This is a genomic window from Sphingorhabdus sp. (assembly GCF_046596595.1).
Classification (GTDB): Bacteria; Pseudomonadota; Alphaproteobacteria; order Sphingomonadales; family Sphingomonadaceae; genus Sphingorhabdus_B.
Window position 1 is genome coordinate 1 of record NZ_JBKJMB010000127.1, and the last position, 7,615, is coordinate 7,615.

9 protein-coding genes are annotated in these 7,615 nt (G+C 53.2%); 5 read left to right on the top strand and 4 right to left on the bottom strand.

Features of this window, described 5'->3' with window-relative positions; all coding sequences use genetic code 11:
* Both ACLL9E_RS12965 and ACLL9E_RS12970 read left to right on the top strand, forming a co-directional pair.
* On the top strand, positions 1–1,026 hold a 1,026-nt coding region (locus tag ACLL9E_RS12965), incomplete at its 5' end, for a sensor histidine kinase (RefSeq protein ID WP_411292157.1).
* On the top strand, positions 1,016–1,372 hold the full coding sequence (locus ACLL9E_RS12970) for a response regulator (RefSeq protein WP_411292158.1): 357 nt from the start codon (positions 1,016–1,018) through the stop codon (positions 1,370–1,372). The genes ACLL9E_RS12965 and ACLL9E_RS12970, both read left to right, overlap by 11 nt.
* 92 nt (positions 1,373–1,464) lie before the next feature.
* Here the strand turns inward: ACLL9E_RS12970 and ACLL9E_RS12975 are convergent, their stop codons facing one another.
* Positions 1,465–2,397 carry an NAD(P)/FAD-dependent oxidoreductase gene (locus tag ACLL9E_RS12975; protein WP_411292159.1) on the bottom strand — a complete coding sequence of 311 codons (933 nt, stop codon included), beginning with the start codon at positions 2,395–2,397 and terminating at the stop codon, positions 1,465–1,467.
* A gap of 205 nt (positions 2,398–2,602) precedes the next feature.
* Here ACLL9E_RS12975 and ACLL9E_RS12980 point away from each other — a divergent pair, with 205 nt between their 5' ends.
* The 3 genes from ACLL9E_RS12980 (at position 2,603) to ACLL9E_RS12990 (ending at position 5,626) form a co-directional block, all read left to right on the top strand.
* On the top strand, positions 2,603–3,172 hold the full coding sequence (locus tag ACLL9E_RS12980; RefSeq protein WP_411292160.1) for a hemerythrin domain-containing protein: 570 nt from the start codon (positions 2,603–2,605) through the stop codon (positions 3,170–3,172).
* Complete coding sequence (locus ACLL9E_RS12985; RefSeq protein WP_411292161.1) at positions 3,169–3,381, top strand: hypothetical protein; 213 nt, start codon at positions 3,169–3,171, stop codon at positions 3,379–3,381. Before ACLL9E_RS12980 ends, ACLL9E_RS12985 begins: the two co-directional genes overlap by 4 nt.
* A 292-nt stretch (positions 3,382–3,673) precedes the next feature.
* The gene (locus tag ACLL9E_RS12990; protein ID WP_411292162.1) at positions 3,674–5,626 is read left to right on the top strand and encodes an MASE1 domain-containing protein; all 1,953 of its coding nucleotides are present in this window, start codon (positions 3,674–3,676) and stop codon (positions 5,624–5,626) included.
* Here ACLL9E_RS12990 and ACLL9E_RS12995 read toward each other — a convergent pair.
* The 3 genes from ACLL9E_RS12995 to gspM form a co-directional block, all read right to left on the bottom strand.
* On the bottom strand, positions 5,610–6,386 hold the full coding sequence (locus ACLL9E_RS12995; protein ID WP_411292163.1) for a prepilin peptidase: 777 nt from the start codon (positions 6,384–6,386) through the stop codon (positions 5,610–5,612). The two genes, ACLL9E_RS12990 and ACLL9E_RS12995, sit on opposite strands and share 17 nt — an antisense overlap.
* Before the next feature lie 5 nt (positions 6,387–6,391).
* Entirely contained in the window at positions 6,392–7,093 is a 702-nt protein-coding gene (locus tag ACLL9E_RS13000) for a type II secretion system protein N (protein WP_411292164.1), read from the bottom strand.
* Positions 7,090–7,615: type II secretion system protein GspM (gene gspM / locus ACLL9E_RS13005; protein WP_411292165.1), on the bottom strand; the 526-nt coding region annotated here is incomplete at its 5' end. The genes ACLL9E_RS13000 and gspM, both read right to left, overlap by 4 nt.

A 7,615-nucleotide genomic window follows, 5' to 3' on the forward strand; every position in this document is an offset into this window, starting at 1 on the left:
AGCGTCCTTGCCGTGTCTCTGGATATCACCGAGCGGCGAAAGAGTGAAATCGCGTTGAAACGGACATCGGAAAGCATGCGCCTTGCGGTTGAAGGCGCTGGCATGGCGACATGGGAACTAGACCTTTCTACCATGGAGGGGCCATGGTCGCGAAACCGGTTTGAGATATTGGGCTACACTCCATCCGCAAATGGCCGGGGAAGCTATGACGAGTGGTGCGCACGTGTCCACGCCGACGATTTCCAACGCGCCAACGCTGCTGCACAGAAATGTTTGACCGACGGCACCCCTTTTGAAATCGAATATAGAATATTACGCGCGGATAATCATGAAGAACGTTGGCTTCGCAGTAATGGCAGTCTTATCCGTGCCTCTGCCGGTTACCCTGCGCGCTTTGTTGGTATTTCATTTGATATTACCCGGCGAAAGCGCGGTGAGGCGCACCAACAGTTGCTAATCGACGAGCTGAACCACCGCGTTAAAAATACGCTTGGTATCGTGCAGGGCATTGCACAACAATCTTTCAACAAGGAATCGTCACTTCAGGCCATGACCGCGGCATTTGAAGGGCGGCTTACGGCGCTGTCCGCAGTGCATAATCTCCTCACCTCCGGCCTATGGCAGGCGATATCCTTATCGGATTTAATTGCTGCAAGTCTAAAACCTCTGGCGCGTGAAACGCAGATTCATGCACAAGGGCCGCAGGTCATGCTTAAGACGAAAACTGCTGTGACAATGGCGCTCGCTCTGCATGAGCTTGCCACAAACGCACTTAAATATGGTGCTCTTTCGGTCGCCAGTGGAGCTATTTGCATCAGCTGGACCGTATCTGCCTCTCGGGAGCTTACGCTCGAATGGGTTGAACAGGGCGGTCCCACTGTATCCCCGCCCACTTCAAGAGGATTTGGCATCCGGATGATCGAACGGGGTCTAGCTGCCGAATTCCATGGCAACGTCGATATTATTTTTGATCCTGATGGCCTTATCTGCCGCCTAACGGCGCAACTACCCGAAAGTGACGACTAACATGCTTCAAGGAAAGCGTATTCTTCTTGTGGAAGACGAGGTCATCATCGCCATGATGCTCGAAGACATGATTATGAAGCTTAACGGCGTTGCAGTTGGACCTGCAACCAATTTGAAGGTGGGCATCGACCTGGCACGCACTGAGGCGTTTGACGCCGCAGTTTTGGACGTCAATTTGGGTGATGGTACCAGCACCGATGTTGCAAATATTCTGGCAGAGCGACAAATTCCGTTCATTCTGGCCACCGGCTATGGCTCAACAACAACAAATGCGCATCTGGCACCCGTATTGCAAAAGCCGTACATGCTCCGCGATCTGGAACAGGCGTTTGCAAAAATATTATAGTTTCAGGTGCTGGGATCGCCGACCGCCAGACGCCGCTAACATCAGTCGGTATCCATGCAGCTGAACGACTGGCGGTTTTGCTGGATTTGCGTTTATTGTTCCGGCGTGCGATTTGATCGCAAGATCGGATTCACCTTCGCACGGTCATTTCGAATAGTCACAGCGGCAACACCGCCCTCCCCCATTGCGTGGCTGATCTGGTCAAGCCCGAGCACAACGTCTCCCGCCGCGTAGATTCCGGACACGGACGTTCGTTGATGGGAGTCAACAATGATGTCGCCCGTCTCGCTACACCGCACTCCGGCCATCTGCGCGAGCATGTTGTTCACGTCAGAGCCAAGCGCAGGATAGACACTATCGAACGATAGCAATGAAGTGGCGGTACGCACAAAAATGCCGGTATCATCGATGCTCTCAACCACGGCTGGTCCATCTTCAATCTTGATGTCAAACTGGGTAGCTTGATGCAATGTGGCGTTGTCAATTTCATGTGCATCGTCGGGGCAAACAAGCGTTACACGATCCGTAAAGCTGCGCAAAAAGATGGCCTCAGCCACGCCTTTTTCACCGGTTCCAATGACGGCAACATTCTTGTCTGTAACTTCAAAGCCATCGCAAACCGGGCAGTAACGCAAACGCCCTTCTTCAAGTGCGCGTGCATGCAATGCTTCATCTATGGCGGGTCGCCTGTTCACCACGCCAGTGGCCATAAGGATCGTTGAAGCCTCTAATTGGCCATGGCCATATTCGACAACAAACGGCGCGCCTTCGTCTTCACGGGTGATGCGGGACACACGACCCTGAATGCATTTCGTGCCATATTTGACGGCTTGTTCGCGCATGCGGTTTAAGAGTTCCTTGCCGGCAATGCCTTCAGGAAAGCCCGCATGATTGTGAGTCTCGGGGATCCACAAGGCTCTGCTTTTGCCAGCATCGATTACCGCGATATCAAGGTGAAAGCGTGCCAAATATATTGCAGCCGTGAGGCCAGCAGGCCCGCCGCCGATAATGACGCAGTCGCGCACATGAAATCCTTTTCGTGATCGGTCACGGAAAAACCGACTGACACGCGTTACGTTCCAATTGCTGCAATCTTACCGATGACTTCGTGCAGCAGTTCTGCGGCGCGTTCTCAAATCACTTCACCGCAATTATGAAACGGAAGTTGGATATCCAAGGAACCAGCGAAGCCAGGAACTGTTGCTCGATTATCGGAAGAGGAGAAGAACAATGGTGCAAAACACGAAAAATGGGTCCGGCTCGACAACGTCGAAAGTGGTGTCTGCCGCTATCGGTGGCTTGGTAGTAGGTCTGATGGCCAATGCTGGGCGAAAGGTCGCCATGCAGATGATGGACGCAAGCTATGGCGAATGGGATGAAATCCTAAAAGCCGAGCATGATGCGACGTTGATGATTTTCGATAAGCTTCAGGAAACCGGCCCCGATGAAACAACAAAGAGGACGATGCTGCTGCACCAATTAAAGCACGCATTGACAAAACACGCGTTGGAAGAAGAAAATGTCGTCTATCCCACGATGCGCGAAAATGGCCTGACCGAAGCAGCCGATGAGCTGAATAATGACCATGGTTACGTCAAACAATTCCTGTTTGAACTCGGCAAGATGGAACCAGCTGATCAAACATGGGGCGCAAAGGTCGCAGAATTTCGTCGCCGGGTTGAGACCCATCAACGCGAAGAGGAAAACACCCTTTTTCCTCAGTTGCGGGATAAGCTTAGTCCAGAGGCCAACACAGCCATGACGACGGCTCTCAACAAAGAAGGCGTTATCGCTGCATGATCCCACAAGAACCGGCGCATGACGAAGAACCCGGCGTCACTGAAATGGACCGCGGCCCCTTCGGTGGCGCCCTTCCTGATGATGTTAAAGATGATCCTCGGGCCAATCGTAGCCTCCTTCAGGTAGATGTCGAGGACAGGGAAAATGTCTCTACAGTGACGCCGGAGGATTATCCCGAGGCCGACCGGGCGATTGCTCAGCCCAAGTAATAGCCCGCTTCAAGCGGACGCTCGCAACGTTGTAAATTAAGATGCTGAGACAAGTTCAGCATGACATGGCATACACCTTCGTCGCCCTGAACTTGTTTCAGGGTCTTAATTTATACGACAAAACAAATCCGAGGACTTAAATTCTTGCGCCTGTTGGCCAGACAATTATCCGGCGCGTGCACAAAATCATCCTTCTACAAACGTTTTCCGCTGGTCGCCGTCCCGAAGGCGCTGGAAAATAGCGGATTGTCCTGTTATCGGTTCCAATAACCTGCGCTGTGGGGAAATTGCGATGGATGCGAACGGGGTCTCCAGAACAACAATCCTTCTTTTCATACTGCTTTATGTCGTTTGCCTGCTGGCAGCCGCAATTACCGAACTGATGTGGACTATCCCGGGGTCCGGCCTCTCAATTTGGTTGCCCGCCGGAATTTTGCTTGCAGCAATGCTGGCATCACCCCGAATAAAATGGCCATTATGGGTAGCAGCAGCCGTATCTGCCGAGATTACCGGCAACTTCATCTGGTACGGACATGACATCGGCCCAGCTCTTGTGTTGGCCTTGGGCAACAGCCTTGCTGTGACAGCAGGCGCCCTTGTGATCCGTCATTTCGTCAAAGCCTTGCAATTTTTGACCAATATCAAACATACCGCAATATTCATTATCGTGGCAGGCGTTGGAATGCCGCTGTTAAGTGCCACCACTGGAAGTTTCGGCCTCAGCTGGTCTTATGGCCGACCATTTACGGATTTTTGGACCCGCATTTATTTGGGAGATGCAACTGGCGCGGTTATTGCGGCTCCGCTTGGTTTGATGTTGGTTCACGCCGCCGCGAGACCACTGAGATTGAATGCATCACGCATGCGGGAAGCAAGTGCGTTGGTGGTGATCTTTGGCACAATGGCTGCCATATCGCTCGGCGGCATCGCACCCTTTGCGTATTTGATGATTCCGCCGCTTTTGTGGGCTTCACTGAGTTTTCGCATACCGGGTGCGATCATCGCAATCGTTGCTATAACGTTTTTCACAGCATTGTTCACTCTGGTTGGTCTCGGTCCATTTGCGCGGCCATTGATGTATTTGGATTACCAGCATCAGGCGCTTCAGATTTTTCTCATTGTAGTTGCGACGACGGGGCTTTTAATTGGCGCAATTGCGGAGGAAAACCGGAGAGGAATTCGCGATCTATATGCTTTGAACCAAGAACTGGAACAACGTGTTGTCGAACGTTCTGCAAGCCTAGCCTCCACAGAATCCCAAGCCAAAGAAACTGCCAATCTGCTTTCGGCAATAAGCGAGGCGTGCCCTGACCAAATATATGCAAAAGACCTCGAATTCCGCACGATCTACGCAAATAATGCAGCGCTGCGCGTCGCTAACGCAAAAAATATTGAGGAGCTTCGGTCGCTTGGCGAAGAAAGCCTGTTTGCACGTTCCGAGGATTTTGCACCTATAAGGGCAAACGACCAAAAGGTTTTCAAGAAGCGCAAGACGCTCGTGGCTGAAGAAGTCATAACAGACGCTGGTGGTGTCCGCCGCGTATATCGCACCACCAAATCACCTTTATTCGACAGCGAGGGCAATCTTGCTGGCTTGGCCGGTGTTTCCATCGATATTTCGGATATCATCAAAAGCCAGGCGCGTGAAAAGATGCTTGTCCGTGAAGTTGAGCATCGCGCGCGCAACCTCCTCGCGGTTGTTCAGGGCATCGTTGCGCTTTCCCGGGCTGACACGGTGGCCGAATTAAAGAACGGCATTGCCAAACGGATTCGGGCGCTTGCCCACACCAATGGCGCTATTGCCGCGTCGGATTGGGAGGGAGCCGATCTTGTTCCCATATTGGAGACAGAGCTTGCGCCATATAAGAGCACGGACGGCAAGAATATCGTGTTGAATGGAGCCGCCCTTAAACTGGAGCCTGCCATGGCACAATCACTCACGCTCATCATCCATGAACTGAGTACCAATGCCGCCAAATATGGCTGTCTTTCAGCAGCAGGCGGCGGGTTGTTTGTCGACTGGACGGTTGAAGAGCAGGAAGGACGCGATAATGTTTTGCACCTGTCATGGAAGGAAACGGGCGGTCCGCCGGTATCCGTACCAGAGCGTAAGGGATTTGGGACAACCGTTATTGGCGTGTTCGGACAGGAAAGACCCGGAAGCAGCGTCGATTTTGACTGGGCAGCAGACGGATTGCGTGTGAAATTTGCGCTGCCTTTGCTCGCGGCTAAACCGCAAACCTGACGACTGCCAAGATATAGGCGGCAACACACAGAAATGCCCCGAACGGTAGCTTATATGCACGATCTTTACCGAGAGCGTACACCAGCAGCATAAATCCAAAGCCGACCAAGCAGGACAACAGCAATGCCATCGGAAGGGCCTGCCACCCCAGCCAAATACCGATTGCTCCAAATAACTTCGGGTCGCCGCCGCCCATTCCATCTTGCTTGCGCGTAATCCGAAATGCTTGCCGGATAAATTCTAACGAAAGAAATCCACCGATCCCGCCCAACACTCGGTCAAGCCAAGAGACGTCCGGTGTGACGAACGGTGCAATGAGCACACCAACCAGCGCCAAGATCAAAACCAGTCGGTTGGGTAACCATAATTTTTGATAATCAAGCACCGCCAGTGGCAACAATAGCCATCCGAATATCGCGGCAGATACAGCCTGAAGCCCCCACAGGGACAGCATCGCAATGAGACCAATGCCTGCCGCTGCCAACTCAATATAAAGTGCAGCCGATCCGATGATATGACCGCAATATCGGCATTTGCCCTTTAAAAATGCAAAAGACAGAATTGGAACAAGATCTTTGGCAGATAATTTTGTCTGGCAATGGTCACAAAGTGACCGGCCATCTGAAACACGTTCGCCTTGCGGCCAGCGGCTACATAAAGCTGAGACGAAACTCCCCCAAATGGCCCCCAGTACAATAACAAGCAAAAGTTGATACCAGACAGGCAAGGCGCCCAACGCCTCGCCCAGCGTCGCTGTCATCCTGCTCAGAACCGGCCCTTTCGTACAAGCCTATAGCCACCTGCCACTGGACGGAAGCCAGCAAGATTTAACAGCGCAGGAGGATCGCCGCGGTTCGAGTCAAGCGTCACCGTCACCGTCACCGTATAAGCACCATCACCCGATAGCCTAATGTCCGCGCGTTCCATGGCAGACTGGCTGACCAATGGCAGCAGCAGCCTTGCACCTTCACAGCGCGGCTTTCCCAGAAGCCCATTTTGCAAGTTCAGCCCGGGCACTGTTTCCGACATCGTCAGGCGCACCTGACCGCTTGCTTCCATGCACCGCCCAGCGGCAAAGCGCGCAGAAAAGCCTTCAAACTGGATATTCTCCGCAGGAAATGGCGCAAAGAGAGAGCCTACGGACAATGTCGCGGTTAGATTATTGACAGATAAGCCTCCAATTCCGCGCGATACCGACCCTGAAACCCCAGGCGCGAAGGGCGCATCGCCCCGCGATAGCAACATTTCTGCCCTGCCGAGAAACAGCGGCCAGAACAGCATCCGCGCATTCACATCCCCGACCGGCAGCTTACCGAGGCTTAAATCGCGTGCCGACCCATCCCAGATGATTCCATCCACCCTGCGCGCCGCAACCCTGTCGCCGCTTAGTATTGTACGCAGCGGCATGAATATGACCAACGAGGCCGCCAGCACTGCAATCGACGCTACAAGGACGCGCCGCCTCATGGCGTGCCCATTTGCATCTGGACATCGACACTTACGGTGCCATTCGCCCCGGAACGCAACGTCACGCCGCGGACAATGACATTTTGTCCTTCCAGCTCAGTCAACCATGACAATAATGCAGGTGCGCGTGCCTGTTCAATCCGGATGCTGATCTGTCCCGGCGCGGCATTTGCCGATTTCACCACATCGAACCCTTTTTCCGCTGCACTTTGCATGATCAAAATGTCGATGTCCGTTGCCCCGCCTTTGCGCTCGCCGCCCGGTTTTGCCAGAGCGGCATCAACCGTCGCCAATATTCGTCCACGTCGTTGTACGGCCTCGTCATGATCAAGCTGAGCTTGGTCAATCGCGGAAGCTACCGGCAAGATAATCGCGTATATCGCAACAACGATAGCTGTCAGAACAGCAGCAGAGCCAACCAGCCACCGCTCGCGCTGAGTCAAGGCAGCAAACCATATGCGCATAGCGGCCATCATGGCATCCTCACCGTAAGGTCGACCAAAGTACTTCCGCTCGTGTCTT

Bases quoted from the DNA above. Each gene is read 5' to 3' on its own strand.
- ACLL9E_RS12980 (WP_411292160.1), top strand. From the start codon at position 2,603: ATGGTGCAAAACACGAAAAATGGGTCCGGCTCGACAACGTCGAAAGTG.
- ACLL9E_RS12985 (WP_411292161.1), top strand. From the start codon at position 3,169: ATGATCCCACAAGAACCGGCGCATGACGAAGAACCCGGCGTCACTGAA.
- ACLL9E_RS12990 (WP_411292162.1), top strand. From the start codon at position 3,674: ATGGATGCGAACGGGGTCTCCAGAACAACAATCCTTCTTTTCATACTG.
- ACLL9E_RS12995 (WP_411292163.1), bottom strand. From the start codon at position 6,386: ATGACAGCGACGCTGGGCGAGGCGTTGGGCGCCTTGCCTGTCTGGTAT.
- ACLL9E_RS13000 (WP_411292164.1), bottom strand. From the start codon at position 7,093: ATGAGGCGGCGCGTCCTTGTAGCGTCGATTGCAGTGCTGGCGGCCTCG.